At 47.9% G+C, this 808-nt stretch carries 1 protein-coding gene; it reads left to right on the top strand.

Annotation, left to right across the window (positions count from 1 at the left end; genetic code table 11):
• Positions 1-808 (top strand): hypothetical protein (locus HMPREF3119_RS14730; protein ID WP_168162290.1); only part of this gene is annotated, 808 nt, incomplete at both ends.

Raw genomic sequence — 808 nt, 5'->3', positions numbered from 1 at the left:
CGCAAAATTAAACAGAGTGGAGCCGGAAGGGGTCTGGGAATACATCCGTGACCGCAAAGCATGGCGTGCTGTGGTTCCCGGTATGTCAGACTACAATTGCTTTATTGTGGTTAAAAAGGGGGCTCACGCCGCCGGGACTTACGGCCTGACCGGAGTTATTCAGTTGTGGACAGATAAATTATGGCTGGAAGCCCCCTACATATACGTCTATGCGGAATGCGGGGATTACTCTGCCTGGGGGGATGATCCCTACGGTAAATTTTTTGTGTACGATGTGTATGGCACCCCAAAACCTAAATCAGCTGCGGGCAAGTATGGCATTCAGCTCCGTGGCATGAATGGTGTCACAACGCTGACAGATTTCTCTAAGCTGGGTTACTGCGTGTGGGCCGGTACGGTTTACAGCGATGGTAAAAAGGGAAGCGGCGCTAAAATACCCGGATACGACATCAGCAACGAAAGTCGCTACACAATCTATGTCAGGCCAAAATCTCAGGCATGCACGATGCTGAGGCGCGGTAATTCAATATGGACAGATGTACCTGCCTATCTGAATGTACTGTTGTTCGATCACAATCCTGATTTATCCGTGTTGCCAAAATACGGGATTCAAATCTGTAACCAGAATGGAAAGACAACCTATACCAGCAAATATTGCCCGTTGATGGGAGGGCAGTTGTTATCTGCAATGTCTGGTAATTCCAAATACAAGACTCCCTATTTTAATCTGGCAAACTACGGCACATTCGTCTCCTCCATCAATAATAAATACTACGATCTGGCAGCACTTGGCCTGTATGTCAGCGGT

The sequence above is a fragment of the Morganella sp. HMSC11D09 genome, from assembly GCF_001807955.1.
Classification (GTDB): Bacteria; Pseudomonadota; Gammaproteobacteria; order Enterobacterales; family Enterobacteriaceae; genus Morganella; species Morganella morganii.
Note: the sequence above shows the minus strand (reverse complement) of the source record. Positions and strands in the feature narration are given on the sequence as shown.